The sequence below is a fragment of the Arthrobacter sp. Y3221160 genome, assembly GCF_059092585.1.
In genome coordinates this window covers 1-24,966 of sequence record NZ_JBNHHU010000002.1, presented here as the reverse complement: position 1 = coordinate 24,966, position 24,966 = coordinate 1, and the positions used below count along the sequence as shown (strand labels likewise).

General features: G+C 68.5%; 23 protein-coding genes. 18 read left to right on the top strand and 5 right to left on the bottom strand.

Going from position 1 to position 24,966, the window contains the following annotated elements; translation table 11 throughout:
• The first annotated feature begins 104 nt into the window (after positions 1 to 104).
• Together rplT and AC5RWG_RS13105 are read left to right on the top strand one after the other, a co-directional pair.
• Positions 105 to 779 carry a 50S ribosomal protein L20, sunset domain variant gene (gene rplT, locus AC5RWG_RS13110; protein ID WP_494158016.1) on the top strand — a complete coding sequence of 225 codons (675 nt, stop codon included), beginning with the start codon at positions 105 to 107 and terminating at the stop codon, positions 777 to 779.
• A gap of 45 nt (positions 780 to 824) precedes the next feature.
• Positions 825 to 1,751, top strand: a complete 927-nt coding sequence (locus AC5RWG_RS13105; RefSeq protein WP_494023831.1) for a TrmH family RNA methyltransferase — start codon at positions 825 to 827, stop codon at positions 1,749 to 1,751.
• 33 nt (positions 1,752 to 1,784) lie between these two features.
• Here the strand turns inward: AC5RWG_RS13105 and AC5RWG_RS13100 are convergent, their stop codons facing one another.
• Positions 1,785 to 2,990, bottom strand: coding sequence for an MFS transporter (locus AC5RWG_RS13100; protein ID WP_494158017.1), 1,206 nt, complete (start codon positions 2,988 to 2,990; stop codon positions 1,785 to 1,787).
• Between the two features lie 207 nt (positions 2,991 to 3,197).
• Between AC5RWG_RS13100 and AC5RWG_RS13095 the strand changes: the two genes are divergently transcribed.
• Entirely contained in the window at positions 3,198 to 3,644 is a 447-nt protein-coding gene (locus AC5RWG_RS13095) for a (deoxy)nucleoside triphosphate pyrophosphohydrolase (protein WP_494002379.1), read from the top strand.
• 53 nt (positions 3,645 to 3,697) lie between these two features.
• Here the strand turns inward: AC5RWG_RS13095 and AC5RWG_RS13090 are convergent, their stop codons facing one another.
• On the bottom strand, positions 3,698 to 4,726 hold the full coding sequence (locus AC5RWG_RS13090) for an Rv2578c family radical SAM protein (RefSeq protein WP_494167134.1): 1,029 nt from the start codon (positions 4,724 to 4,726) through the stop codon (positions 3,698 to 3,700).
• Positions 4,727 to 4,789: 63 nt separating this feature from the next.
• On the bottom strand, positions 4,790 to 4,978 hold the full coding sequence (locus AC5RWG_RS13085; RefSeq protein WP_494167133.1) for a hypothetical protein: 189 nt from the start codon (positions 4,976 to 4,978) through the stop codon (positions 4,790 to 4,792).
• Between the two features lie 374 nt (positions 4,979 to 5,352).
• Here AC5RWG_RS13085 and pheS point away from each other — a divergent pair, with 374 nt between their 5' ends.
• The 3 genes from pheS (at position 5,353) to AC5RWG_RS13070 (ending at position 9,765) form a co-directional block, all read left to right on the top strand.
• On the top strand, positions 5,353 to 6,423 hold the full coding sequence (gene pheS / locus AC5RWG_RS13080; RefSeq protein ID WP_494023835.1) for a phenylalanine--tRNA ligase subunit alpha: 1,071 nt from the start codon (positions 5,353 to 5,355) through the stop codon (positions 6,421 to 6,423).
• A 4-nt stretch (positions 6,424 to 6,427) separates the two neighbouring features.
• On the top strand, positions 6,428 to 8,971 hold the full coding sequence (gene pheT, locus AC5RWG_RS13075; RefSeq protein WP_494167132.1) for a phenylalanine--tRNA ligase subunit beta: 2,544 nt from the start codon (positions 6,428 to 6,430) through the stop codon (positions 8,969 to 8,971).
• 83 nt (positions 8,972 to 9,054) lie between these two features.
• Complete coding sequence (locus tag AC5RWG_RS13070) at positions 9,055 to 9,765, top strand: 4'-phosphopantetheinyl transferase family protein (protein WP_494002374.1); 711 nt, start codon at positions 9,055 to 9,057, stop codon at positions 9,763 to 9,765.
• A gap of 122 nt (positions 9,766 to 9,887) precedes the next feature.
• Here AC5RWG_RS13070 and AC5RWG_RS13065 read toward each other — a convergent pair whose 3' ends face one another.
• Positions 9,888 to 10,853 (bottom strand): quinone oxidoreductase family protein, encoded by a 966-nt coding sequence (locus AC5RWG_RS13065; protein ID WP_494023837.1) that lies wholly within the window; start codon positions 10,851 to 10,853, stop codon positions 9,888 to 9,890.
• A 191-nt stretch (positions 10,854 to 11,044) separates the two neighbouring features.
• On the opposite strand from AC5RWG_RS13065, the gene argC reads away from it, so the two are divergent.
• From argC to tyrS, 12 genes are all read left to right on the top strand, one after another.
• Positions 11,045 to 12,076 (top strand): N-acetyl-gamma-glutamyl-phosphate reductase, encoded by a 1,032-nt coding sequence (gene argC, locus AC5RWG_RS13060; protein ID WP_494026338.1) that lies wholly within the window; start codon positions 11,045 to 11,047, stop codon positions 12,074 to 12,076.
• Entirely contained in the window at positions 12,073 to 13,224 is a 1,152-nt protein-coding gene (gene argJ / locus AC5RWG_RS13055) for a bifunctional glutamate N-acetyltransferase/amino-acid acetyltransferase ArgJ (protein WP_494167131.1), read from the top strand. Before argC ends, argJ begins: the two co-directional genes overlap by 4 nt.
• Positions 13,225 to 13,232: 8 nt before the next feature.
• Complete coding sequence (gene argB / locus AC5RWG_RS13050) at positions 13,233 to 14,141, top strand: acetylglutamate kinase (protein WP_493977787.1); 909 nt, start codon at positions 13,233 to 13,235, stop codon at positions 14,139 to 14,141.
• Entirely contained in the window at positions 14,138 to 15,433 is a 1,296-nt protein-coding gene (locus AC5RWG_RS13045) for an acetylornithine transaminase (RefSeq protein WP_494167130.1), read from the top strand. Before argB ends, AC5RWG_RS13045 begins: the two co-directional genes overlap by 4 nt.
• Positions 15,430 to 16,389: an ornithine carbamoyltransferase gene (gene argF / locus AC5RWG_RS13040; protein WP_494002368.1), complete on the top strand. Its 960-nt coding sequence runs from the start codon at positions 15,430 to 15,432 to the stop codon at positions 16,387 to 16,389. Before AC5RWG_RS13045 ends, argF begins: the two co-directional genes overlap by 4 nt.
• Positions 16,344 to 16,910, top strand: a complete 567-nt coding sequence (locus AC5RWG_RS13035) for an arginine repressor (protein WP_494002367.1) — start codon at positions 16,344 to 16,346, stop codon at positions 16,908 to 16,910. The genes argF and AC5RWG_RS13035 overlap by 46 nt, the downstream gene beginning before the upstream one ends.
• A 142-nt stretch (positions 16,911 to 17,052) precedes the next feature.
• Positions 17,053 to 18,501, top strand: a complete 1,449-nt coding sequence (argH, locus tag AC5RWG_RS13030; RefSeq protein WP_494158023.1) for an argininosuccinate lyase — start codon at positions 17,053 to 17,055, stop codon at positions 18,499 to 18,501.
• 103 nt (positions 18,502 to 18,604) lie between these two features.
• On the top strand, positions 18,605 to 19,594 hold the full coding sequence (locus tag AC5RWG_RS13025; RefSeq protein ID WP_494002365.1) for an SRPBCC domain-containing protein: 990 nt from the start codon (positions 18,605 to 18,607) through the stop codon (positions 19,592 to 19,594).
• The gene (locus AC5RWG_RS13020; protein WP_494167129.1) at positions 19,594 to 20,223 is read left to right on the top strand and encodes a DNA-3-methyladenine glycosylase; all 630 of its coding nucleotides are present in this window, start codon (positions 19,594 to 19,596) and stop codon (positions 20,221 to 20,223) included. The genes AC5RWG_RS13025 and AC5RWG_RS13020 overlap by 1 nt, the downstream gene beginning before the upstream one ends.
• Before the next feature lie 42 nt (positions 20,224 to 20,265).
• Complete coding sequence (locus tag AC5RWG_RS13015) at positions 20,266 to 20,772, top strand: adenine phosphoribosyltransferase (protein ID WP_493977814.1); 507 nt, start codon at positions 20,266 to 20,268, stop codon at positions 20,770 to 20,772.
• Positions 20,773 to 20,894: 122 nt separating this feature from the next.
• The gene (locus AC5RWG_RS13010; protein WP_494167128.1) at positions 20,895 to 23,153 is read left to right on the top strand and encodes a HelD family protein; all 2,259 of its coding nucleotides are present in this window, start codon (positions 20,895 to 20,897) and stop codon (positions 23,151 to 23,153) included.
• A gap of 4 nt (positions 23,154 to 23,157) precedes the next feature.
• Positions 23,158 to 24,474, top strand: a complete 1,317-nt coding sequence (gene tyrS, locus AC5RWG_RS13005; RefSeq protein ID WP_494167127.1) for a tyrosine--tRNA ligase — start codon at positions 23,158 to 23,160, stop codon at positions 24,472 to 24,474.
• 216 nt (positions 24,475 to 24,690) lie between these two features.
• On the opposite strand, the gene AC5RWG_RS13000 is transcribed toward tyrS, so the two are convergent.
• A partial coding sequence (locus tag AC5RWG_RS13000; protein ID WP_494167126.1) for a hypothetical protein occupies positions 24,691 to 24,966 on the bottom strand: 276 nt, incomplete at its 5' end.

Here is a 24,966-nt window from a genome sequence, read left to right as displayed (position 1 = left end):
TGGTCCGCGCGGCGACGCCGCAAGGGCCATCCAGCTAGTTTTGCCCCCGGCCGCCGATTGCGGCGGCCGAGCACCGGGCACCAATCATCAAAAGGAGTACGCACGTGGCACGTGTGAAGCGGGCGGTCAACGCCCACAAGAAGCGCCGGGTCATCCTGGACCGGGCTGCCGGATACCGCGGACAGCGGTCCCGCCTGTACCGCAAGGCCAAGGAACAGCTGCTGCACTCGTTCGTGTACAGCTACGGCGACCGCCGCAAGCGCAAGGGTGATTTCCGCCGCCTGTGGATCCAGCGCATCAACGCTGCCTCCCGCGCCAACGGCCTGACCTACAACCGCCTCATCCAGGGCCTGAAGGCCGCCGAGGTCCAGGTCGACCGCCGCATGCTGGCCGAGCTGGCCGTGTCCGACGCCGGCGCCTTCGCCGCTCTGGTGCAGGTAGCCAAGGACGCCCTGCCCGCCGACACTTCGGCTCCGGCAGAGCGCCAGACCGCCGCCGCCAAGCCTGTCGCCGCCGCCAAGACCGCTCCGGCCGCCGCCAAGGCTGCCGCGCCCGCCGCTGAAGCCGGAGAAGTTGCCGGCGCCGTGAAGGCTGTTGACGGCGAGGACGCTCCCGCCGGCTACACCATCAAGGGCAACCAGTCCAAGAAGTACCACGTCCCGGGCTCCACCTGGTACGAGAACACCACTCCCGTGTACTGGTTCGAGTCCGTGGAGGCCGCCAAGGCTGCCGGTTTCGAGCCCGCCGGCGGCGAGGCCCGCCAGAAGGTTGCCGAATAAGCACCGGATGCATAAACGCTTATGTGGCGACGTTATAGTCGCTGTATGAGCACTACCGGGCGCCCGCAAGCCATCATGTCCAACCCCCGAGCCGATCGGGTCAGGGATGTGGCAAAGCTTGCCGGGCGCTCGGTGCGTTTAAAGCGCCGCCAATTCCTGGCCGAAGGCCCGCAGGCTGTCCGCGAGGCCCTGTCCGCCCACCGGGCGCATCTTGGCGCCGGAAACAGCGGCATCGTGGCCGAGGTCTTCGCCACCGAAGCCTGCCTGGACCGGTCGCCTGAACTGGCGGACCTCGCCGACGGCGTGCCGCTGCGGCTGGCCACCGATGCGGTGCTGGCGGCAATGGCAGACACGGTCAACCCGCAGGGGATCGTGGCCGTCTGCCACTACCTGGACCGGCCGCTGAACGAGGTCCTGCAAAGCAAACCCCGGCTGCTGGCGGTCATGGTCCGGGTGCAGGACCCGGGCAACGCCGGCACCATCCTGCGGGCGGCCGATTCCGCCGGCGCCGATGCCGTGATCCTGACCAACTCCAGCGTGGACATCTACAATCCCAAGGCCGTCCGTTCCACGGCCGGATCACTCTTCCACCTTCCGGTGGTGAACGGTCACGATTTCGGTGACGTGGCGGCGGCGGTGCGCGCCGCCGGCGCAACCATGCTGGCAGCTGACGGCTACGGCACCATCGATCTGGACGATTTGCAGGACCGCAGCGCCCTGGCCCGGCTGGGAGAAACTCCCGCGGCCGGGGACGAGGGCGTGGCCGGCAGCCTGCCGGATCTCGCGGCGCCTACCGCCTGGCTCTTTGGGAACGAAGCCCAAGGGTTGTCGTCGGAAGAACTGGCCGCCGCGGACCATCGGGTCGCCGTGCCGGTTTACGGCCAGGCCGAAAGCTTGAACGTCGGCACGGCGGCCACCGTCTGCCTGTACGCCTCCGCGAGGTCCCAGCGTCGACGCGGGCCTGCAGGGTAGCTGTTGGCCGGCCGGCCCGCCGCACGATGCACCTCAGGCGAGTCTGCGCCGTTTCTCGAGCGCCCCGCTGAGAGCGGCGATGACCAGCCCCAAGGATGCCAGCCCGGCGCCGACCAGCGCCGGCGCGGCATATCCCCAGCCCCAGGAGATCACGAGGCCGCCCAGGAAAGCGCCGAGGGCATTGGCCATGTTCAACGCCGAATGGTTCAGCGAGGCGGCCAGGGTCTGGGCGTTGGGGGAGGCGTCCATCAGGCGTGTCTGCAGGGCCGGGATCAGGCTCGATCCTGCGGCCCCCAGGAGGAACACGAGGGGAATCGCCAGGGCGACAATGGATGAGGCCGCCCAAAAGAACACCAGAATCACGATGATCGCCGTCATCACCTGGTAGATGGTCCCCATCACCGAGCGGTCCGCCAACTTGCCGCCGATGAAGGTGCCGACGACCATGCCCAGGCCGTAGAGGCCGACAATCAGCGGCAGGGCGGCCGGGGCCAGGCCTGTCACTTCGGTCATGGTCGGGCTGATGTAGGAATACACCGCGAAAAATCCGCCGAAGCCGACCACGCCGATCAACAGCGCCAACCAGACCTGGATCCGTTTCAGGGCGCCGAGTTCCCGACGGATGCCGGCCTCCGCGTGCGCGGGGGTGAAGGGAACCAGGCGCTGGAGCATCAGTATCGTCACCGCGCCGACGATGCCCACGGCCACGAACATCAGCCGCCAGCCGTACTGTTGGCCCAGCCAGGTGACCAACGGGACGCCGACGACGTTGGCCACCGAGAGCCCGAGCATGACCATGGCGACCGCCTGCGCGCGGCGGGTCGGCGAGACCAGCGACGCGGCCAGGACGGCGGCCACGCCGAAATAGGCGCCGTGCGGAAGGCCGGAAATGAACCGGGTGGCCAGCATCGTGGCGTAGTCGGGTGCGAACACCGACGAGAGGTTCCCGAGCGTGAACAGGACCATCAGCCCCAGGACCATGTGCTTGTGCGGAAGCTTGGCTCCGAGGGCTGCGAGCAGCGGCGCGCCGACCACCACGCCCAGGGCGTAGGCGGAAATCAGGTGCCCGCTCTCCGGGATGGAGACGTCCAGGCCGGCCGCCACATTCTGCAGCAGGCCCATGATGGCAAATTCCGTCGTGCCGATGCCGAAGCCGCCCATGGCCAAGGCGACGATGGCCCACGCCGTCCGGCGGTTTTCGGTCTGCCTCCGTGCGGTGACGAGTGTCGGGGAATTCATGATCGGCTTTCGGTCGGACGGACAACTGGGCGCCGGCGCAAGCCTGCATGCCGGGGCCTGGGCACGGGCGGCAGTTGCGGGCACCGGCTGCCACTGTACGGCAACGCGACGGCACGGCATCCCATTCCGGACCCGTGTGGCCTGTGGTCTGCGGCATAGTCCGGGGCCGTGGGAACCGGGCCGGACCCGCCCCGTAGACTGAACCGCGTGCAAACGAGCCTGAAACAGATTGTCGGCGCAGCCATCCTCGACGCCCGCGACGCCCCGAACAGATTACTGGCCGCCCGGCGCACCGCGCCGGAGGCGCTGGCCGGCCTGTGGGAGTTTCCCGGCGGCAAGGTGGAGCCGGGGGAGAGCTGCGAAGACGCCCTGCGCCGCGAAATCCGCGAGGAACTGGGGGTCGGAATAGAGCTGGGAGTCGAAGTCTCCGGTCCGCTCCCGCAGGGCTGGCCGCTGAATGAGGCGGCGGCCATGCGCGTATGGTGTGCCTACATTACCGACGGGCTGCCGAAGCCGCTGCAAGACCACGACGAATTGCGCTGGGTCCGGCTGGAGGCGGCAGAAGCCGCGGCCCTGCCGTGGATTCCCGCCGATTTTCCGATCCTCGAAGCCGTGCTGACCGCTGCAGGCCGCACCGCCGCCCGTCCCGCGTAACGGCTCCCGCCGGAACCCGTCGTCCTGCCGGGGCCGAAGCGTTGCCCGGACACTTAGAACAACGTCGCCTGTCCCGCTGCGGCCGGCGTGCCCGACGGCGCTGCCGGACTTTCCGCCGGTGGCCGCACGGGCACGTCGCGCAGCCGGGCAGCGTTTTCCAATCCGTGCCGGCGCTTGGCTTCCCGGACCCGGTCCGCCAGCCAGACCCGATAGTCCTTGGCGGCATACGTGCCGCCGTCGTAGAGGCGGCGGTACTTGCCCACAAGTTGCGGGTATTCCTTGGCCAGCCATTGCAGATACCATTCCCTGGCGCCGGGACGAAGGTGCAGCGCGCCCGCCGTCATGCTGGTGGCCCCGGCTGCCGCAACGGCCGCGCACAGCCCGTCGAGCGCGTCCTCCGAGTCCGTCAGCCAGGGCAGGATCGGCATGGCCATCACCGAACACGGCAGGCCGGCGTCGCTGAGCTTGGCGATCAGCTCGAGCCGGGCACGCGGCGTGGGTGTTCCCGGCTCCACACGGCGCGCCAGTCCGGCGTCGGTCATGGCGAGCGAAATCCCCATGCCGACCTCGACGTCCCCGGCCGCCGCACGCAGCAGCGGCAGGTCACGGGCCAGCAAGGTGCCCTTGGTCAGGATCGAAAACGGGGTTCCTGACCCGGCCAGGGCCTTGATGATCTCCGGCATCAGCTTGTAGCGGCCCTCGGCCCGCTGGTAAGGATCGGTGTTGGTGCCCATGGCCACGTGTTCGCGCTTCCACGACGGTTTGGCAAGCTCGCGGCGGAGGACCTCGCCCACGTTCACCTTGACCACCAACTGGCTGTCAAAATCCAGCCCGGTGTCCAAATCGAGGTAGCTGTGCGTCTTGCGGGCGAAGCAATACACGCACGCGTGGCTGCAGCCACGGTAGGGGTTGATGGTCCATTCGAACGGCATCCGCGAGCTGGCGCCCACGCGGTTCAGCGCCGACTTGGCCATGACCTCATGGAGTGTGATGCCGGCGAAACCGGGGGTCTGGACGCTCCGGACCAGTCCGGACAACGGGAGCAGTGCGCCTGGTTCCGCTTGCTGGGAGGACCACCTCATGCTTTAAGTAGAACACATCTTCGAACCAGGCGACAGGGGCAGGAGGGGTCTTCCGCAGGAAATTCAGCCGGCCGCCCGCACGGGCCGCGAGCCGCGCCGCCCAGGCCTCCGCCGCACCGGCCGCTCCTTGTAGCCGCCCGACTGCAGCCCGGCCAGCCGCTCGAAGATGTTCCGGGACGCCGGGTCGCCGGTCCGCCACCACGACCAGGCGGCAGCGAAGCCGTACAGCGGCAGGAACGGCAGGCCCAGCACCAGGCATATTGGCTGCTGTGGCGGGATTCGTGGCCCAGCAGCACCGGATTGCCGGCCAGCCCGGCCGCAGCGTCGCGGAACAGCACCACGTTGCCCACGGTAAAGGCAGCGGCCTTCGGCAGCCCGGGCCGAAAGCCGTGGGCCAGGATCAGGCCATGGGGTCCGGGATGAAGGCTGCAGCGGACCGCGGCGGCGAGGGCCAGCCCCAACAGGGTGGAGCCGTTGAGCAGGTTCCAGGCGGCACGCAGCTTCTCGGACGGCGTCATGGGCCCATCGTAAGCGTTTCGGGTCGGTGCCGGCCCGTGAACTAGACTGGACTGGTTGCCCGTACGCGGGCGGAAACCCTTTAACCTATTCCGAGGTCCCCACAGCACATGTCTGACGTGACACCCCCAGCCCAGGAGCCACCCGTGCCGAGCCCCCTCGACGAAGCCGCGGTAGCCGCCGCCGTCGAGCAGGCGGTGATGGCTTTCAAGGCTGCCTCCGACCTGGACGGGCTCAAGACTGCCCGGCTCGCCCACGCCGGCGAGAAGTCCCCGCTTAGCCTGGCCAACCGCGAAATCGGCAAGCTGGCCAAGGAGGACAAGGCGGCTGCCGGCAAGATCGTGGGTCCGGCCCGCGGGCGCATCAACCAGGCGCTGGCCGCCCGCACCGCCGAACTGGAGGCCGAACGGGAGGCGCAGATCCTCGTCGAGGAGGCAGTGGACGTTACCGCGGCTCCGCGCCGCCGCCGCGCCGGTGCCCGGCACCCGCTCTCCACGCTGCAGGAACGGGTCAGCGACATCTTCGTCGGCATGGGCTGGGAGATCGCCGAGGGGCCGGAGGTGGAATCCGAGTGGTTCAACTTCGACGCCTTGAACTTCAAGCCGGACCACCCCGCACGGGAGATGCAGGACACCTTCTTCGTGGAACCGCCCGAGGCGCACCTGGTGCTGCGGACCCACACATCGCCGGTGCAGGTCCGCTCCATGCTGGAACGAGACCTGCCCGTGTACGTGCTGTGCCCGGGCCGGACGTTCCGCACCGATGAACTGGACGCGACCCATACGCCTGTTTTCCACCAGTTTGAAGGCCTGGCCGTGGACAAGGGGCTCACGATGGCCGACCTGCGCGGCACGTTGGAGCACTTCTCGCGGCAGATGTTCGGCGCCGAGGCCAAGATCCGCCTGCGCCCGGCCTACTTCCCGTTCACCGAGCCCTCCGCGGAGATGGACATCTGGCATCCGGGCGCCAAGGGCGGCCCCCGCTGGATCGAGTGGGGCGGCTGCGGCATGGTCAACCCCAATGTGCTGCGCGCTGCCGGCATCGATCCGGAGGTCTACTCCGGTTTCGCCTTCGGCATGGGCATCGAACGCACCCTCATGTTCCGCAACGACGTCCCGGACATGCACGACATGATCGAAGGCGACATCCGCTTCAGCCAGCACTTCGGGATGGAGATCTAGAACTATGCGTATTCCCCTTTCCTGGTTGCGCGAGTACGCGCAGGTTCCCGCAGACGCCACCGCCGAGGACGTTATGGCCGACCTCGTCAAGGTCGGACTCGAAGAAGAGGACGTCCACCGTCCGTCCGATTCGATCTCCGGACCGATCGTGGTGGGACAGGTCCTCGACCTGGTCAAGGAGCCGCAGTCAAACGGCAAGACCATTAACTGGTGCCAGGTGCGTGTGGCGCCCGAAGGCGCCGGCCAGCCGCTCAGCGGCGACGGCATCGACCCGTCCGGCGTGCAGGGCATCGTCTGCGGAGCCCACAACTTCGAGGTGGGCGACAAGGTCGTGGTGACGTTGCCCGGCGCGGTGCTGCCGGGGGATTTCCGGATCACCCCGCGCAAAACCTACGGGCACACGTCCGCCGGCATGATCGCGTCCGCCCGAGAGCTCGGCATCGGCGAGGACCACGACGGCATCATCGTGCTCTCCCGGCTGGGACTCGACCCGGAGATCGGCACCGACGCGATGGAACTGCTCGGCCTGACCGACGAGGCGGCCGAGATCAACGTGACGCCGGATCGCGGCTATTGCTTCTCCATTCGGGGGGTGGCCCGTGAATACGCGCTGGCCACCGGCACCGAATTCGTCGACCCGGCCAGCCGCGTCGTTGTTCCCGAAGCGGCCGGCGAGGGCCACCCCGTCCGGCTCGAAGACCAGTCCCCGGTCTACGGCAAGCCCGGCTGCGACCGCTTCGTGGCACGCACGGTCCGCGGCGTCGACCCGTCGCGGCCCACGCCCCAGTGGATGGCCTCCCGGCTGCGCCTGGCCGGCATGCGCTCCATTTCGCTGGTTGTGGACATCTCCAACTACGTGATGCTGGAACTGGGCCAGCCGCTGCACTTCTATGACGCGGACAAACTCCAAGGCCCGATCGTGGTCCGCCGGGCCAATCCGGGCGAGACCCTGGTGACCCTGGACGGCAAGGAGCGCCGGCTCTCCACCGAGGACCTGCTGATTACGGATGACCGCGGCGCCATCGGTCTGGCCGGGGTGATGGGCGGTGCCGAAACCGAGGTCGGGGACGGAACCGCGAATGTGCTGATTGAGTCCGCCCATTTCGACGACGTCTCCATGGGCCGCACCCGGCGCCGCCACAAGCTGCCGTCCGAGGCGTCCAAGCGCAATGAGCGCGGAGTGGACTGGGAAATTGCGGATGAGGCGGCGCAGCGCGCCGTGGACCTGCTGGTCGAACTCGCCGGCGGCACGGCCGACACCGCCGCGACGGATGTCGGGTCACGTCCGGCACCTGTCGAGATCGACCTGCCCGACGGTTTCGCCTCCCGCCTCATCGGCTTCGAGTACACGGCAGGGCAGATTGAATCCGCCCTGACCGGCATCGGCGCTTCCTTCGAACGGTACGACGGCGGCCTGCGCGTCACGGCGCCCAGCTGGCGGCCCGACCTGGCCATCAAGGAGGACCTGGTCGAAGAAATAGCCCGGCTGGTGGGCTATGACCGGATTCCGGCCACCCTGCCGGTGGCCCCGCCGGGGCGCGGCCTGTCCCGTGGACAGCAGCAGCGCCGCCGCGTCCTGCAGTCCCTGGCCGACGCCGGCCTGACCGAGGTGCTCAGCTACCCCTTCGTTTCCACCGGGCAGAACGAAACGTTCGGAACTCCCGAGGCCGGCTCCGGAGCGGCCGCCGTCAAGCTGGCGAACCCGATCTCCGCCGAATTCGGGTACCTGCGCACCAGCCTGCTGCCGGGACTGCTGGAGACCGCACGGCGCAACCATTCCCGCGGCTTCCGCGATCTGGCGTTGTACGAAGGCGGCCTGGTGTTCCTGCCCGGCGACCAGATCGGGTCTCCGGTCCTGCCCCCGCTGGGCGCCAGGCCGTCGGACGAGGTGCTCGAGGAACTGCAGGCCGGGATCCCGGACCAGCCCTGGCACGTGGCCGCGGTCCTGATCGGACACGAGGCGGCACCGGGCGCAGGGTTCACGCCCCGCCACTGGGAATGGTCGGACGCACTGGACGCCGCACTGACCGTCGGCGACGTCCTCGGCATTGAACTGGTCGTCGCCCAGGGGAACCACCAGGCCTTCCACCCCGGCCGGACCGCACAGTTGTCGCTGCGCACCGGCGAGGTCGTCGGCTACGCCGGCGAGCTGCATCCGAAGCTGCTCCAGGACGGGGACCTGCCGGCGCGGACTGCCGCCATGGAACTGAACGGCGAGGCACTCTTTGAGGCCGCCGCCGATGTGATTGTGGCCAAGCATCTGTCCACCTACCCGGTCTCCACCCAGGACGTAGCGCTGGTCGTCGATTCGTCGGTTCCGGCCGAAGCAGTCCGCGAGGCGCTGCGTGAAGGCGCCGGTGAACTGCTGGAAGATGTGGCCCTCTTCGACGTCTATGCGGGCCCCGGGATCGAGCACGGGAAGAAGTCGCTGGCCTTCGGGCTCAGGTTCCGGGCGAATGACCGCACGTTGACCGCCGACGAGGCCTCCGCGGCACGGGCCCAGGCCGTGGAGCTGGCCGCAGCCCGCTGCGGTGCCGTTCAGCGGTAACCGGTTACTGCCATGAATGACGACGGCGGGGCCCACCGACGCAGGTGGGCCCCGCCGTCGTGGGGGAAAGGGAAAAGGAACGCATGAAGGCCCAGGTGATACTGCAGCTGGTGCAGCTGCCAAACGGGTTCCCGGCCGCCAGCGGGCCGGACCGGCGCCCCAGCGTCCGCGCCCACACCCGCGAAGCCGTCCGCCTGCTGGCGGCGCGGGAACTGAACGTCGACCCCGACCGGATGCGGCTCGCCTTCGACTGCCGCCAATGCACGCGGGGCAACGATGGCCGGCATGGCCAGCCGCACCTGCTGCTGGACGGCGCTCCGGCCCCCGCCCGCCTGAGCTACGCCCGCTCGGGCCGCTGGCTGCTGGCCGCACTGTCCTTCCGGCCCGTGCTGCTCGGAGTCGACATCGAAGACGCCTGGGCGGACGCTTTTCGGCCGGAGGACAACATCGACGCCGTCATGCTCACGGACGCGGAGCGGACCCTGGTGGAGCAGGCAGCCGACCCGCGCCTGCTGCGGGCCCGGCTGTGGACCAGGAAAGAGGCCGTGCTGAAGTCGACAGGCCACGGCCTGCGGCTGCCGCCCGATACGATCGGCGTCGCCGGTGCGGACGGCGAACCCCAGCTGTCCGGCTGGCCCGGGGAAGCGGGAGACCGTCCCGGGCTGCAACTGCTGGACCTCACCCTCGCGGATGCCGGCGGGGAAGTGCCGCCCGGCCTCGCCGCGGCGCTGGCCGTTGGCGGGTCGGCCGACCCGAAAATCACCTACCGGGAAACTGCGGCCGTCCAGGGCTGAACGGGGAGGGCAGGCGCTCCGCCCGCCCTCCCCGTCCGCGGCAATTTCCTCCTCCTCCGCCGGCGCCGGGACCGCCGGCGCCGGCAGCGAGGGCGGGCGTCGACGGCAACCGGGGGCCGCCCTTACGGAACCAGCAGCAGCTTGCCCGTGGTGCGGCGGGCTTGCAGGTCCTCGTGTGCCTGCGCCGCCTCGGCCAGCGGATATGTCCGGCCGATCCGGATGTCCAGGCGGCCCGACAGGACGGCGTCGAACAATTCGCTGGAGCGCCAGCGCCGCTCCTGCGGCGTGAGCAGATGGTCGGCGAGGTTGGGGCGGGTGACGAACAAGGAGCCGCCCCGGTTGAGCCGCTGCAGGTCGAACGGCGGCACCTGGCCCGACGCGCCGCCGAAGAGCACGAGCATGCCGCGGGTGCGCAGGCTGGCCAGCGAACCGTCGAAGGTGTCCCTGCCGACGCCGTCGTACACCACGTCCACCCCGGTGCCGGCGGTCAGTTCGCGCACCTGTCCGGCAAAGCCGTCGTAGCGGAGCACCTCATCCGCCCCGGCGCTGCGGGCCAGTTCTTCCTTTTCGTCGGTAGACACCGTGGTGATCACGCGGGCGCCCTTGGCTTTGAGCAGCTGCGTCAGGATCAGGCCTACTCCGCCGGCACCCGCATGGGTGAGTACGGTCTGGCCCGGCTGGACCCTGAAGCTGGAGTTAATGAGGTAATGCGCCGTCATGCCCTGCAGCGGGATGGCGGCCGCCACGTCGTCGTCCACGCCTTCCGGCACCGGGAGCGCCGCGTCGGCGGAGACCACGGTGAACTCCGCGTAGGTGCGGTCGCCCTCGGCGAAGGCGACGCGGTCACCGGGGGCGAAGCCGTCGACCCCCGGGCCGACGGCCTCGACCGTGCCGGCGGCTTCGGAGCCGGGCGTGTACGGAAACGGGACGTTGTAGACGCCGCTGCGCTCATAGGTCTCGACGAAGTTCACACCCGCCGCGGCAACTTTGACCAGCAGCTGGCCCGGGCCGGGCCGGGGGGTGTCGACCTCGCGCAGTTGCAGTACTTCCGGACCGCCGGGTGCGGCGGCCACGATCGCCTTGGCCATGGAGGGTCTCCTTAAGGTACTCGGGACAGTCGGTGCCGGCGGTGGCATCTGGCCGCTGAGGGCCGGCCGGCTCAGAACCCATCGTAGGCGCTAACGTCCGCGCCCCCGGCCCGCCGCATCCGGCGGCAGGGCACGCAGGACAATGCATAATTATCCTCTCCGGTGCATAGTCTTGCTGTATGCTGGATGCCATGACAATTAAGGTTGCAGTCTCCGGCGCCAGCGGTTACGCGGGCGGCGAGGTCCTCCGCCTGCTGGCGAACCACCCCGAGGTCTCGGTCGGAGCCGTCACCGCCCACAGCAGTGCCGGTTCGCGGTTGGGGGAACTGCAGCCGCACCTGCATGCGCTGGCGGACAAAGTCCTGGTCGACACAACCGTCGAGAACCTGGCCGGGCACGACGTGGTGTTCCTGGCGCTGCCGCATGGCGCCAGCGCTGAGATCGCCGCCGCGCTGCCGGCAGACACCCTGGTAGTGGATGCGGGCGCGGACCACCGGCTGGTGGACCCTGTGTCCTGGGAGAAGTTCTACGGCACCGCCCATGCCGGCAGCTGGCCCTACGGCCTTCCGGAGCTTCCCGGCCACCGGGAAAAGCTGCGCGGCGCCCGCCGGATCGCCGTCCCGGGCTGCTATCCCACCAGTTCGCTGCTGGCTCTGGCCCCGGGCTTCGCGGCCGGGCTGCTGGAGCCCGGTGACGTGGTGATTGTCGCCGCGTCCGGCACCTCGGGGGCCGGCAAGTCCGCGAAGGTACACCTGATCGGTTCGGAAGTCATGGGCGGCATGAGCCCCTACGGGGTTGGCGGCGGACACCGGCACACTCCGGAAATCGAGCAGGGGCTCTCGGCCGCCGCCGGCGAGGCGGTCACGATCTCGTTTACTCCCACGCTCGCGCCGATGAGCCGCGGCATCCTGACCACCGCCACGGCGCGCATCAAACCCGGTACGGATGCCGCGTCGCTGCGCCGCGCCTGGGAGGCCGCCTACGCTGATGAACCGTTCGTGCACCTGCTGCCCGAGGGCCAGTGGCCGAATACCAAGTCGGTGCAGGGCAGCAACCATGCCGTCCTGCAGTTGGCCTTCGACGAGCACGCGGGCCGCGCCGTCGTCACCTGCGCCATCGACAACCTCACCAAGGGAACCGGCGGCGGCGCCATCCAGTCCATGAACATCGCCCTCGGCCTCGACGAGACCGCCGGCCTGACCCAGCAGGGGATAGCACCGTGAGCGTTACCGCACCACAGGGATTTCGTGCCGCCGGTGCCACCGCCGGCCTGAAAGCCTCCGGCAAGCCCGATGTCGCGCTGGTGGTCAACGACGGACCACAGCGGGCGGCGGCGGCAGTCTTTACCTCGAACCGCGTGGCGGCCGCTCCCGTGCACTGGTCGCGGCAGGTGGTCGGCGACGGCCGCGTGGACGCGGTGGTGCTGAATTCCGGCGGTGCCAACGCCTGCACCGGGGCCGAGGGCTTCCAGAACACCCACGCCACCGCCGAGAAAACCGCAGCCCTGCTCGGTATCTCCTCGGGCGACGTGGTGGTGTGCTCCACCGGGCTGATCGGCGAGCAGCTGCCGATGGACAAGCTGCTGCCGGGTGTCGAAGCTGCTGCAGCGGCGTTGTCCGGCGACGGCGGTGCCGACGCGGCCGAAGCCATCATGACCACCGATTCCGTTTCCAAGCAGGCCCTGTTCACCGGCGGCGGGTACAGCATCGGCGGCATGGCCAAGGGCGCCGGCATGCTTGCCCCGGGCCTGGCCACCATGCTGGTGGTCATCACCACGGACGCCGAACTCGCACCGCCGGCGCTGCAGTTGGCGTTGCGCGAGGCCACGCGGCTTACCTTCGACCGGACGGATTCCGACGGCTGCATGTCCACCAACGACACGGTGGTGCTGCTGGCTTCGGGCGCTTCCGGGGCCATTCCCGCGCTGGAGGACTTCACCGCGGCGCTGACCGGCGTCTGCGCGGATCTGGCGCGGCAACTGATTACCGATGCCGAGGGCGCCAGCCACGACATCGCGGTCACCACGATCAACGCCGCCTCCGAGCGGGATGCGGAAACCGTCAGCCGCGCCGTGGCCCGCTCCAATCTGTTCAAGACCGCCATCTTCGGCAAGGATCCGAACTGGGGACGCGTGCTGTCCGCGGTGGGCACGACCGACGCCGCCTTCGACCCGGACCAGCTCAACGTCAGCATGAACGGCGTGCAGGTCTGCCGAAACGGCGGCGTGGGCGAACCGCGCGACCTGGTGGACCTGAACGGCCGCGACGTGGCCGTGGTGATCGACCTTAATGCCGGCAGGGAGACCGCAACCATCTGGACCAATGACCTCACGCACGAATACGTGCATGAGAACTCCGCCTACTCCAGCTGAGGACCGAGATGAACACGATGCTGATGGCCCAGGACAAGGCCGCCACGCTGATCGAGGCCCTGCCCTGGATCCAGCGGTTCGCCGGCACCACCATGGTGATCAAGTACGGCGGCAACGCCATGGTCAACGATGAACTGCGGCAGGCGTTCGCCGAAGACATCGTTTTCCTCCACCACGCCGGCATCAAGCCGGTGGTCGTCCACGGCGGCGGACCGCAGATCAACGCCATGCTCTCGCGGCTGGGCATCGAGTCCGAGTTCAAGGGCGGACTGCGGGTCACCACCCCCGAGGCCATGGACGTGGTGCGCATGGTGCTCACCGGACAAGTCGGCCGGGAACTGGTGGGCCTGATCAATTCGCACGGGCCGTACGCCGTGGGCCTCTCCGGTGAAGACGGCGGGCTGCTGCAGGCGGTGCGCACGGGCACCGTGGTGGACGGCGAAGACATCGACCTGGGCCTGGTCGGCGAAGTCGTCGGCGTCAACCCGTCCGCCATCCTGGATTTGCTCGACGCCGGCCGCATCCCGGTGATCTCCACCGTGGCACCGGAAATCGGCGGCGACGGCGAAGGCACCAACCAGGTGCTCAACGTCAACGCCGATACCGCGGCCGCTGCGGTGGCGGACGCCTTGCACGCCTCGCGGCTGGTCATCCTCACCGACGTCGAGGGGCTGTACGCCAACTGGCCGGACAAGTCCTCCTTGATCTCGTCGCTGACGGCGGGGGAGCTGCGCGAGCTGCTGCCGCGGCTGCAGTCCGGCATGATTCCCAAGATGGAAGCCTGCCTCAAGGCGGTCGACGGCGGAGTGGAACGCGCCGCCGTCGTCGATGGCAGGATGCCGCACTCGATCCTGCTGGAAATCTTTACCGCGGCCGGCATCGGCACCCAGGTCGTCCCGGACGGAGACGCAGCATGAACACCCCGCATACCGTTTCCCCGGCCGCCGGCCTCGCCGGGCTGGAAGCACTGGAAGGCCTGGACAACCGGCAGCTGCTGGAGAAGTACCGCGGTTCGCTGATGGGGGTCTTCGGCACCCCGCAGCGCGTCCTGGTGCGCGGCAAGGGCTGCATCGTGTGGGACGCGGACGGCAGGGAATACCTGGACCTGCTCGGCGGGATCGCGGTGAACGCGCTCGGCCACGCGGACGAGTTCCTGACCGGAGTCGTGGCCGCCCAGTTGTCCACCCTCGGCCACGTCTCCAACTTCTTCACCAGCCCGGCACAAATTGCGCTGGCGGAGCGGTTGCTGCAGCTCGCCGCCGCTCCGGCAGGTTCCAAGGTGTTCTTCGCCAACTCCGGCACCGAAGCCAACGAAGCGGCGTTCAAGCTGGCCCGGCGAAACTCGAGCCCCACCCGGACCAAGATCCTGGCCCTGGAGGGCGCTTTCCACGGCCGGACCATGGGGGCTTTGGCGCTGACGGCCAAGCAGTCCTACCGCGAACCGTTCGAACCGCTGCCCGGCGGCGTGGTCCACCTTCCCTTCGGCGACGAGGAGGCCCTCCGCGCCGCCGTCGACGAGTCCGTGGCCGCCGTCGTGCTGGAACCAATCCAGGGGGAGGTGGGCGTCCGGCCGCTGCCCGCGCGCTACCTGAAGGCGGCGCGCGAAGCGACCGAGGCCGCGGGCGCGCTGCTGATTTTGGACGAGGTGCAGACCGGCGTCGGCCGCACCGGCAACTGGTTCGCGTTCCAGGGCGGCGTGGCCGGCGGCGAGCAGATCGTCCCGGATGCCATCACCCTGGCCAAGGGCCTGGGCAGCGGGCTGCCCGTCGGCGCGTTGATCACCTTCGGGGCAACTACTTCCGAACTCCTGACGGCGGGCCAGCACGGAACGACGTTCGGCGGCAACCCGGTGGCGACGGCGGCAGGCCTGGCGACGCTGCAGGCCATCGAGTCGCGCGGGCTGCTGGCCCACGCCTCCGGACTGGGGGAGCGGCTGCGCGCGGAGCTGGCCGGCCTGGAACACGTCGCCGAGGTCCGCGGCGAGGGCTTGCTGATCGGGATCGACCTGGATGCCGACATCGCCGCTGCCGCGGTGGCCGCCGCCCTGGAAGCCGGCTTCATCATCAACAACCCCGGCCCGCGCACGCTGCGGCTGGCCCCGCCGCTGATCCTGACCGCCGAAGAGGCCGCCCGGTTCACCGCCGCGCTGCCGGACATCCTGACCACCGCGGCTGCCCTGGCCGCCGCCACCAGCAAGGACGCATCATGACCCGCCACTTCCTGAAGGACACCGACCTCAGCCCGGCCGAACAGGCGGAAGTGCTGCAGTTGGCCGCCGACATGAAGCGGTCCCCCTACCGCTACCAGCCGTATGCCGGCGACGGGGCGGGACGTAAGACCGTGGCCGTGATCTTTGACAAGACCTCCACGCGCACCCGGGTGTCCTTCGCCGCCGGGATCGCCGACCTGGGCGGGGTGCCGCTCGTCATCAATCCCGGCGAATCGCAGCTGGGACACAAAGAGTCCGTCTCCGACACCATCAAGGTGTTGGAACGGATGGTCTCCACGGTCGTCTGGCGGACCTACGCCCATGCCGGGTTGGAGGAGATGGCGGCGCTGTCCCGTGTGCCGGTCATCAACTCGCTCTCCGACGACTACCACCCCTGCCAATTGCTGGCCGACCTGCTGACGGTGCAGGAACACAAAGGCAAGCTGGCCGGACTCACCATGACCTATCTGGGCGATGCGGCCAACAACATGGCCAACTCGTACCTGCTCGCGGGAGCGACGGCGGGGATGCACGTGCGGATCGCCGGACCCGCCGGGCACCTCCCGGCGGCTTCGGTCGTGGCCGAAGCCGAAGCACGCGCCGCCGAAACCGGCGGCTCGGTTCTGGTCACCACGGATCCCGCCAAGGCGCTGGCGGAGGCCGACGTCGTCGCCACGGACACGTGGGTCTCGATGGGGCAGGAAGAGGAGAAGGCGGAGCGGCTGGAACTGTTCAAGGACTACGCCGTGGACCAGGCGGCCCTGAAGCTGGCAGCCGACGACGCCGTCGTGCTGCACTGCCTGCCCGCCTACCGCGGCTACGAGATCGCCGCCGAGGTCATCGACGGCCCCCAGTCGGTGGTGTGGGACGAGGCGGAGAACCGGCTGCACGCCCAGAAGGCGCTGATGGCATGGCTGATGGACCGGTCGTCGCTGGCTCCACTGGCCGGGAGCTGACGGCGGTGAACACGATGCCGGCCACCAAGACCGCCCGCCAGGCCAAGATCACCGCGATCCTCACCGGCGAGTCGGTGCGCTCGCAGGCGGAACTGGCCGCCCGGCTGGCGGACGAGGGTGTCCAGGTAACCCAGGCCACGCTCTCGCGGGACCTGGTGGAACTGGGTGCGGTACGGGTGCGCGGCCAGGACGGCGGGCTGATCTACGCGGTGCCCGGCGAGGGCGGGGAACGCACGCCGCAGAGCGGTGTCACCCAGGAGATCCTGGACGCCCGGCTGGCCAGGCTCTGTGCCGACCTGCTGGTCACCGCCGAGGCCTCCGCAAACCTGGTGGTCCTGCGGACACCGCCGGGGGCGGCCAACTTCCTGGCGCTGGCCATCGACCACTCGGTCATGCCGTCGGTCCTGGGCACAATTGCGGGCGACGACACCGTTCTGCTGGTGACTCGGGATCCGGCCGGCGGAGCGGCGCTCGCCGCACGGTTCCTGCAGTTCGCCGACGAATCCTCGCGCAACGCCTGAACCCCATAACCTAGTCGCAGCAGCAGCAGCAGCAGCAGCGGACGCCGGCGCGGAAGCCGGCACAACGAGCCATCTCCGCCGGCCGGCACGGCCGGGTGCGGAACCGTCACCAGGGCAACCTGGCGGAAAGGGAAGACACAACGTGACGCAGGAACCGAAGAGCCCCACCGGACACACCAACGAAGGCGCCCTCTGGGGCGGCCGCTTCGCCGGCGGCCCGGCCGATGCCCTGGCCGCGCTGAGCAAGTCCACGCATTTCGACTGGCGCCTGGCACAGTACGACATCGCAGGTTCCCGTGCCCACGCCAAGGTCCTGCACCAGGCCGGATTGCTCGACGACGCCGAACTGCAAGGCATGCTCGCCGCCCTGGACCGGCTCGACGACGACGTGCGGTCGGGCGCGTACGTGGCGGCCGAGTCGGACGAGGACGTGCACGGTTCCCTGGAGCGCGGGCTGATCGAACGGGCCGGCGCCCAGCTGGGCGGAAAACTTCGGGCCGGACGGTCCCGCAACGACCAGATCGCCACCTTGGGCAGGATGTACCTGCGCGACCACGCACGGATCATCGCGGGGGGAGTGCTGGAAACCATCGATGCGCTGCTCACCCAGGCCCGCCGGTATCCGGAGGTTGCCATGCCGGGCCGCACCCACCTTCAGCACGCGCAGCCGGTGCTGCTGTCCCATCACCTGCTGGCCCACGCCTGGGCGCTGCTGCGGGACGTCCAGCGGCTGGCGGACTGGGACAAGCGGGCCGCCGTCTCTCCCTACGGCTCCGGTGCCCTGGCCGGTTCCTCGCTCGGCCTGGATCCCAACGCCGTCGCGGCGGACCTCGGCTTCGACTCCGCAACCTGGAACTCGATCGACGGAACTGCCGCGCGGGACGTCTTTGCCGAATTCAGCTGGGTCGCGGCCATGATCGGCGTGGACCTGTCCCGGATATCGGAAGAAGTCATCCTGTGGGCCACCAAGGAATTTTCCTTCGTGACGCTGGACGATGCCTATTCCACGGGCTCCTCGATCATGCCGCAGAAGAAGAATCCGGACGTCGCGGAATTGGCCCGCGGCAAGGCCGGCCGGCTGATCGGCGACCTGACGGGGCTCTTGGCCACGCTCAAGGGCCTGCCGCTGGCCTACAACCGTGACCTGCAGGAAGACAAGGAACCGGTCTTTGACGCGGCAGACACCCTGGAGCTGCTGCTGCCCGCCGTCGCCGGCATGATCGAAACCCTTGTCTTCAATACCGAGCGGCTGGAGGCGCTGGCCCCGCAAGGCTTCGCGCTCGCCACCGACATCGCCGAATGGCTGGTCCGTCAGGGCATTCCGTTCCGGGAAGCTCACGAGCTGTCCGGTGCCGCCGTAAGACAGGCCGAAAGCCGCGGAGTCGAACTCTGGGACCTGACGGACGAGGAATTCGCGGCTATTTCCCCGCAGCTGACTCCACAGGTGCGTGAAGTGCTCACGGTCGAAGGTTCGCTGGCCAGCCGCAGTTCGCAGGGCGGCACCGCCCCGACCGCCGTGGCCGCCCAGATCGCGGCGCTTGAGGCAGCGCTGGACGGCGCACGCGGCTACGTCTCCGGCGGCCGCCCCTGAGCCGTCCGCACCCCGGCACGGGTAAGTTACCGGCCGGTAGCAAATAGTGCTGCGGTAGTTTGTGAAGCGACGGGTCGAGAGCCACTGAGCCGAGGGAGCGAGCATGTCGACGCTGAGCCAGGACGAGGAAAAGCTGGTGCCGGAGGGTCGGATCGAGCGGGTTGACGGGGACTACGTCCTGGCCTTCGACCGACAGCTCGATTACCCGCGCAGCTACATCTGGAGCCTTCTGGCGGAAAAGGACAACGTCGCCAAATGGCTCGGCACGCTGGACGCCGACTGGCAGCTGGGCCATACCTATGAGCTGGATCTGGGCGGCGGCACCACCAGCGGTACGGTCCTGCAGCTGAATCCGCCGCTCAGCCTGCAGATCAGCTGGGAGGATGAGCTGGGGCAGGAAGCGGTCATCGAATGGCGGGTGCTGGAGAGCGACGGCGGTACCTTGCTGCAGTTCCGCTCGCGCGCCGAGGGGCCGGACTTCCTGACCGAAGGCAGCGCGGGCTGGCAAACAATCCTGGACGCACTCGCCGCCGTCGCGGGCGGGCGGCCGTCAAACCCGGAGCCCGGTCGATGGGCACGGCTGCGCGAGGCCTATGCCCGCCACTTCCGGCTCTCGCACTCGATGGGCACCGCCCAAAAGGATTCGGGGCGCACCAGCCTGCGTTTCGAACGGTTGCTCGACGCCGCCGCAACGGAGGTCTGGGCGGCCCTGACCGAGCCGGATCTGTTCGGCAAGTGGCTGGGCCCCGGCCGCGTGGAGCTGCAGACCGGCGGCGCCGTCGAATTCACCCTGCCGGAACGGACGGTTGAGGGGGACGTTGAGTATGTGCTCGCCGGCAGCCGTCTCGACTACACCTGGACCGCTCCGGAGGGCAGCGGAACCGTGCACTGGATGCTGGAACCGGCCGACGGCAAGACCCGCCTGCTGCTGGTGCACAACATCGGGCGCGAGATATCGCCCGAAGCCCTGATGGCCCGCTGGCACGCGCGGCTGGATGCCCTCGCCACGGTGCTGGGCGGCGGCCATGTGCATGATTCGGCCCACCGGCTCGAAGCCCTGACGCGCTTCTACCAGCGGGTGCAGCCGGCCTAGTGGACGCAGCGTTACTTCACTGGCTTGCCCGGCCCGCCGTGGACGTTGCTCCGGGGCTGCTCGGCGCCCGCCTGACACACACCACGCCCGAGGGAACAGTAGCCGTACGGCTCACCGAGGTAGAGGCCTACATGGGCGAGCACGACCCGGGATCGCATGGCTTCCGCGGCCCGACAAACCGCAACAAGGCGATGTTCGGCCCGCCGGGCCACATCTATGTCTACTTCACCTATGGCATGCACCATTGCGTGAATATCGTGTGCGGCCATGACGGCCAGGCCACCGGGGCCCTGCTCCGCGCCGGTGAAATCACCCAAGGCCTTGACCTTGCCCGAAGCCGGCGTGCTTCGGCCAAAAACGATGCGGAACTGGCACGGGGGCCGGCCCGGCTGGCCACTGCCCTGGGGCTGACGCTTGCCGACAACGGCAGGGCCTTCGCCCAGGGGGAACTGGAACTCGCACGGCCGGCAGTCCGGGCCTCCAATCAGCATGTGCGGACCGGGCCGCGGGTGGGCGTGAGCGGCGAGGGCGGCACCGCGGCCTACCCATGGCGTTTCTGGCTTGAAGGGGACCCGACGGTCTCGCAGTACCGGGCCGCGAAGCCGCGCCGACGCGCCGGCAGCGGGTAGGGTAGACGGGTGAATGAACGTCCCCGCGAATCAGTTGAAGCCATGGTCAACCGTCTTTCTGAAACGGTTCGGGACTATCCGAAGCCAGGGATCATCTTCCGGGACCTTACTCCCGTATTTGCCGACGGCGAGGCGCTGCACGCCTTGGTGCATGCCCTAATCGACCCGTTCGAGGGCCAATTCGACGCCGTCGCCGGTGTCGAGGCCCGCGGCTTCCTGCTGTCGGCCGCGGCCGCGTATGCCTCGGGCACCGGCGTCATCACCGTGCGCAAGAAAGGCAAACTGCCGCGCAGGACGATTTCCGAAGACTACGCGCTGGAGTACGGCACGGCCACGTTGGAAATCCATGCCGATGAACTGGTGCCGGGTTCGCGCGTCCTGATCCTGGACGATGTGCTGGCCACCGGCGGGACCCTCGGCGCGGCGTGCCGCCTCTTCGAACGGGCAGGGGTGCAGGTTGCCGGATTCGGCGTGGTCCTCGAGCTCTCGGCCCTGCGGGGCAGGTCTGCCCTGACCGGACACCGCATCCGCTCGCTGGTGCGTGAATAACCCCGGCCATTGCGTCCCTGGCGAAAGGGCGCGTGCCCGCCCGACCGCGGTCCTTCCTGCGGAAGAAAATTTGGCGCGCCGGTAGTAGAATGGACGGTCTGCCTTTTGGGGAGGGAACACGTATGCCTGAATCGCCTTCGGCCCATGCCGAGCTAGAACTTGAGCGCGCCTATGTGGCGGGGCTGTACCGCCGGCTGGAAGAACTGCGCGCCGAGAAACAGGAACAGTTGGCCCGCGTCCGCAGCAGCGGCGCCGTGGGAAGCATGCAGAACATCTCCGAGCGCGACGCGTTCGCCACCATGTACGAAGACCGGCTGGCTCAACTGAACGCCGTGGACGACCGGTTGGTGTTCGGCAGACTCGATCTGGACGACGGCGACCGCCGCTACATCGGGCGGATCGGACTCAGCACGGCAGACCTGCAGCAGCTGATGGTGGACTGGCGGGCCCCCGAAGCCGGGGCGTTCTACCAGGCCACGGCCTTCGAACGGCTGGGAGTCCGGCGGCGCCGGCACCTGATTTTGCAGGGGCACCAGGTCAAGGGCATCGAAGACGACGTGCTGGATCCGACCATGCTCTCCGAGGACGGGGTCCTGCAGGGCGAAGGGGCCCTGTTGGCGGCGCTGAATTCGAAGCGGACCGGAGCCATGTCCGACATTGTCGGCACCATCCAGGCCGAACAGGACCGCATCATCAGGGCCCCGATGCCGGGGATCCTCGTGGTGCAGGGCGGTCCCGGTACGGGCAAGACCGCCGTCGCCCTGCACCGGGCGGCCTACCTGTTGTATTCGCACCGCGAACGGCTGAAGTCCGCCGGCGTGCTGCTGGTGGGGCCGTCGAACTCTTTCATGAAGTACATCGAGCGGGTGCTTCCCTCGCTGGGCGAGACCGGAGTGGTGATGTCCACCCTGGGCGGGCTGATGCCCGGCGTACGGGCCGTGTCCGAGAGCAACCCGGCCGTGGCCGAGATCAAAGGCCGCCTGGCCATGGCCGGCGTCGTGGCCAACGCAGTGGCCAACCGGCAGAGGCTTCCGGCGGAACCGCGCAGGCTCAACGTCGAAGGCACCATGCTGACGCTGACGCCGCGCCAAGTGGCACGGGCCCGCGACCGGGCACGGGCGACCGGCAAACCACACAACACGGCCCGGGTAACGTTCGTGAAAATCCTGCTGCGCGAACTGGCGGACCAGCTGGGGGAGGCACTGGAGAAATCGTCCGGACCGGGAAACAACGCGGACCGTGCCTATCTGATCGAAGACGTGCGCACCTCCCGCGATGTCAGGGTGGCGCTTAATCTGTGCTGGATGCCGCTGACCCCGGAACAGCTGGTCAGGGAACTGCTCAGCAAGCCGGCCCATCTCGAGGCGGCCGCTCCCGATCTGACGGACGCCGAACGCAAGCTGCTGCTGCGCCCCGCGGATGCGCCGTGGACGGAAGCCGATGTGCCGTTGCTGGATGAAGCCGCGGAGCTGCTCGGGGACATGGATGCCTCGGCCGGGCGTGACAAGGCCCAGCGGGATGCAGACCGCGCCCGCGACGTCGCCAATGCGGAACAATCGCTGCGGAACGTCGACCAGATGCTGCGCGACATCGGGATCGACGGCGTCGTCAGCGCCGAGGACCTGGCCGGTTACAACCAGGCGCAGCAGACCCGCTTCACCGCTGCCGAACGGGCCGCCGTCGACCGCACCTGGGCCTTTGGCCACATTGTGGTTGACGAGGCGCAGGAGTTGTCGGCCATGCAGTGGCGGCTGCTGATGCGCCGCTGCCCGCTAAAGTCGTTCACCGTCGTCGGCGATATCGCCCAGACGAGTTCGGCCGCCGGCGCGGAATCGTGGCAGCAGGCACTTGAGCCGTTCGCCGGCGACCGCTGGCAGCTTGAAGAACTGACCGTGAACTACCGCACGCCCTCCCAGATTGCGCAGGCCGCCGTCCGGATGGCCAACGCAGCGGGCCTGGTCGTGACGGCTCCGAAGGCCGTGCGCGACGGCCGCTGGTCGCCGGTCGTGGACCGGGTGCCGGAGGGCCGCATGGTCGAACGGCTTTTGGAGGTCATGCCCGAGGAGCTTGCCGCCGCCGACGGCGGTCTGTTGGCTGTTATTGCCTCCGACCACCGCCTGCCGGACGTCCGGAGTGCGCTGGCCGCAGCCTATGGGGCACGCGTGGGCGGCGGTGCCGGCGGGATGGAACAGGACATCAGCGTGCTGGGTCCGCAGGAGGCCAAGGGCCTGGAGTTCGATGCCGTCGTCGTGCTTGAGCCGGGTGAGCTGCTGCACCGGGTCGGCGGCCGCGTCGGGGATCTCTATGTCGCCATGACCCGTCCGACCCAGCGGCTCCGGCTGCTGGCCGAAGGCGACGTCCCCGAGGGCATCGAAGGCTGATAATTTGGTATCCGTGAATAATACGTTTTTCGCTTCCCAACGCAACGACCCTGGTTTTGCCAATGTGTGGCAGGAACTGAAGTGGCGCGGCCTCGTCCATGTTTCGACCGATGAAGCCGAACTGGAGAAGCTGCTGGCGGGGGACCCGATCACGTATTACTGCGGGTTCGACCCCACCGCACCCAGCCTTCACCTGGGCAACCTGGTCCAGCTGCTGACCATGCGCCGGCTCCAGTTGGCGGGGCACAAGCCGCTGGGCCTTGTAGGTGGCTCCACCGGGCTGGTCGGCGATCCCCGACCTACCGCCGAGCGCACCATGAACACCAAGGAAACCGTCGCCGAATGGGTGGACCGCCTGCAGGGACAGGTGCAGCGCTTCCTGGACTTCGACGGTACGAACGCCGCACGCATGGTCAACAATCTGGACTGGACGGCCCCGCTGAGTGTCTTGGACTTCCTGCGCGACATCGGCAAGCACTTCCGCGTCGGGACGATGGTCAAGAAGGACATCGTCGCGTCCCGGCTGAACTCGGACGAGGGGATCAGCTACGCCGAATTCAGCTACCAGATCCTGCAGGGCATGGATTACCTGGAGCTGTACCGGCAGTACGGCTGCATCTTGCAGACGGGCGGATCCGACCAGTGGGGCAACCTCACCAGCGGCATCGAGCTGATCCGCAAGGTGGAGGGCCAGTCTGTCCACGCCGTCGGCACGCCGCTGATCACTAACTCCGACGGAACCAAGTTCGGCAAGAGCGAGGGCAATGCCATCTGGCTGGATGCGGACATGTGCAGCCCCTACGCCATGTACCAGTTCTGGCTCAACACTGCCGACGCGGACGTGGTGCAGCGGCTCAAGGTCTTTACCTTCCGTTCCCGCGAGGAGATCGAAGCGCTTGAGCGCGCCGTAGCCGAACGGCCGCATGCCCGTGAGGCACAGCGTGCGTTGGCCTACGACGTGACCTCGATTGTGCACGGCCCCGCAGCCACCGAGAAGGTGATCGCCGCCTCCTCGGCACTGTTCGGGCAGGGCGACCTGGCCGAGCTGGACGAAGCGACTCTTGTCGCCGCCACTGCCGAGCTGCCCAGCGCAGTGACCGGTGCAGCTACCACCGGCATCATCGACCTGTTGGTCCAGTCCGGTCTGGCCGCCAGCAATTCCGCGGCGCGGCGGACCGTAGCCGAGGGCGGCGCCTACGTTAACAACCAGAAGATTACCGATCCGGACGCCGCAGTCGGGAGTGAACAGTTCCTGCATGGCAAATACCTGTTGATGCGCCGCGGCAAGCGCACGCTCGCCATGGTCGAAGTGTCTGCCTGAATCCGGCGGCGGTCGCACGTCAGCCGGCCACGTCGAAGGGCCCGCAGTCCCCCTGGTCAGGGGAGGCCGCGGGCCCTTCGGCATCAGTGGCGGGCATCACCCGCCGGCGATTTGCGGGCCCGTCCGGTGCCGTGTAATGTTTTCTGAGTCGCCGCCGCTGGTTGTGAAACAGCCGGCCGGAACGCGACAAACCCCTTCGATAAAAGACAGCGACTGTCATGCGCCCGAGTGCGCAGGCAAATTAGCTGGGTTTTTTTGATGGGTTCCTTTTCTCGAGGTAAATGAAGCGGAAACGCCGATTTGACAGAAAGAAAAGGAATGAAATAAAGTAGACACATCGCAGCGAAGAAAAGCAAAGCGGATTTCGGAAGAAATTGTTTTGGAGAGTATTCGTTTGCTCCTGTTGTTTGAGAACTCAATAGTGTGCCAAGTTTGTTGATACCAATTATTTATTGGTTGAAAGTGCCGTGGCGTGCCGCCCCTGTGGTGTGT

Coding starts and splice junctions, on each gene's coding strand:
- AC5RWG_RS13105 (WP_494023831.1), top strand. CDS start 825: ATGAGCACTACCGGGCGCCCGCAAGCCATCATGTCCAACCCCCGAGCC.
- AC5RWG_RS13100 (WP_494158017.1), bottom strand. CDS start 2,990: ATGAATTCCCCGACACTCGTCACCGCACGGAGGCAGACCGAAAACCGC.
- AC5RWG_RS13090 (WP_494167134.1), bottom strand. CDS start 4,726: ATGAGGTGGTCCTCCCAGCAAGCGGAACCAGGCGCACTGCTCCCGTTG.
- pheS (WP_494023835.1), top strand. CDS start 5,353: ATGTCTGACGTGACACCCCCAGCCCAGGAGCCACCCGTGCCGAGCCCC.
- pheT (WP_494167132.1), top strand. CDS start 6,428: ATGCGTATTCCCCTTTCCTGGTTGCGCGAGTACGCGCAGGTTCCCGCA.
- AC5RWG_RS13070 (WP_494002374.1), top strand. CDS start 9,055: ATGAAGGCCCAGGTGATACTGCAGCTGGTGCAGCTGCCAAACGGGTTC.
- AC5RWG_RS13065 (WP_494023837.1), bottom strand. CDS start 10,853: ATGGCCAAGGCGATCGTGGCCGCCGCACCCGGCGGTCCGGAAGTACTG.
- argC (WP_494026338.1), top strand. CDS start 11,045: ATGACAATTAAGGTTGCAGTCTCCGGCGCCAGCGGTTACGCGGGCGGC.
- argB (WP_493977787.1), top strand. CDS start 13,233: ATGAACACGATGCTGATGGCCCAGGACAAGGCCGCCACGCTGATCGAG.
- AC5RWG_RS13045 (WP_494167130.1), top strand. CDS start 14,138: ATGAACACCCCGCATACCGTTTCCCCGGCCGCCGGCCTCGCCGGGCTG.
- argF (WP_494002368.1), top strand. CDS start 15,430: ATGACCCGCCACTTCCTGAAGGACACCGACCTCAGCCCGGCCGAACAG.
- AC5RWG_RS13035 (WP_494002367.1), top strand. CDS start 16,344: ATGGCTGATGGACCGGTCGTCGCTGGCTCCACTGGCCGGGAGCTGACG.
- AC5RWG_RS13025 (WP_494002365.1), top strand. CDS start 18,605: ATGTCGACGCTGAGCCAGGACGAGGAAAAGCTGGTGCCGGAGGGTCGG.
- AC5RWG_RS13015 (WP_493977814.1), top strand. CDS start 20,266: ATGGTCAACCGTCTTTCTGAAACGGTTCGGGACTATCCGAAGCCAGGG.
- AC5RWG_RS13010 (WP_494167128.1), top strand. CDS start 20,895: ATGCCTGAATCGCCTTCGGCCCATGCCGAGCTAGAACTTGAGCGCGCC.